Origin of the sequence: Streptomyces sp. XY006 (assembly GCF_002237655.1) — a bacterium.
In the GTDB taxonomy this organism is placed as follows: domain Bacteria; phylum Actinomycetota; class Actinomycetes; order Streptomycetales; family Streptomycetaceae; genus Streptomyces; species Streptomyces levis.
The window spans coordinates 1-1,398 of the sequence record NZ_NOKT01000067.1 but is presented as its reverse complement, the minus strand read 5'-3'; the positions used below and the strand labels follow the sequence as shown (position 1 = coordinate 1,398).

1 protein-coding gene is annotated in these 1,398 nt (G+C 69.5%); it reads left to right on the top strand.

The genetic code is table 11. From position 1 onward, the window contains the following. Positions 1-172 precede the first annotated feature (172 nt). Positions 173-1,375, top strand: a complete 1,203-nt coding sequence (locus tag CHR28_RS37035; protein WP_094058120.1) for an IS110 family transposase — start codon at positions 173-175, stop codon at positions 1,373-1,375. The last annotated feature ends 23 nt before the right edge of the window (positions 1,376-1,398 follow it).

Sequence of the window (1,398 nt, the reverse complement as noted above, 5' to 3'; positions counted from 1 at the left end):
GGTGTCACCGGGCCCGAGAGGCGCCGTTGGAGACGCTGATGAGAGGTCCGACTACCGCCTGGCCTGGCGCAATGCCGGCCGCTCGCGGGCGGCAGGTCTGCATAACGTGGATGCGCGCATACGACGCCAACGCCCTGGCCAGCACCGCACGAACCCCGCTCGGGAGGATGGGTTGGACGACATCGACGACGTGGGCGTCTTCCTCGGCCTGGACGTCGGCAAGAGCGCCCATCACGGGCACGGGCTGACCCCGGCCGGGAAGAAGGTCTTCGACAAGCAGCTGCCCAACAGCGAGCCGAAGCTGCGGGCCGTCTTCGACAAGCTGGCCGCGAAGTTCGGCACCGTGCTGGTGATCGTGGACCAGCCCGCCTCGATCGGAGCCCTGCCTCTGACGGTCGCGCGGGACGCGGGCTGCAAGGTCGCCTACCTGCCCGGCCTGTCCATGCGGCGGATCGCCGACCTCTATCCGGGCGAGGCGAAGACCGACGCGAAGGACGCCGCGGTGATCGCGGACGCCGCGCGGACCATGCCGCACACCCTGCGCTCGCTGGAACTGACCGACGAGATCACCGCCGAACTGACCGTGCTGGTGGGCTTCGACCAGGATCTCGCGGCCGAGGCCACCCGCACCTCGAACCGGATACGCGGCCTGCTCACCCAGTTCCACCCCAGCCTGGAACGCGTCCTCGGCCCTCGACTGGACCACCCGGCCATCACCTGGCTGCTGGAACGCTACGGATCACCAGCCGCCCTGCGGAAAGCCGGACGCCGCAGGCTCGTTGAGGTGATCCGGCCCAAGGCTCCCCGCATGGCTGCCCGGCTGATCGACGCGGTCTTCGACGCCCTCGACGAGCAGACCGTCGTGGTCCCGGGCACCGGCACCCTCGACCTCGTGATCCCGTCCCTGGCCCGCTCGCTCGCGGCCGTCCACGAACAGCGACGAGCTCTCGAAGCGCAGATCGGACAGCTGCTGGAGGCTCACCCTCTTTCCGCGGTCCTGACCTCGATTCCGGGGGTCGCGGTCAGGACCGCCGCCACCTTGCTGGTCACCGTCGGCGACGGCACCAGCTTCCCCACCGCCGCCCACCTGGCCTCCTACGCCGGCCTCGCCCCGACGACCAAGTCGTCGGGGACCTCGATCCACGGCGAACACGCACCCAGAGGCGGCAACCGCCAGCTAAAACGCGCGATGTTCCTGTCCGCGTTCGCCGCCCTGCACGATCCCGCCTCCCGCACCTACTACGACCGCTGCCGGGCCCGCGGGAAGACTCACACTCAAGCCCTTCTCCGACTGGCCCGACAACGGATCAACGTGCTCTTCGCGATGCTCCGCGACGGCACCTTCTACGAACCCAGAACCCCACACCTCGCTTGACGAAACACATAGAGGCACCCCCC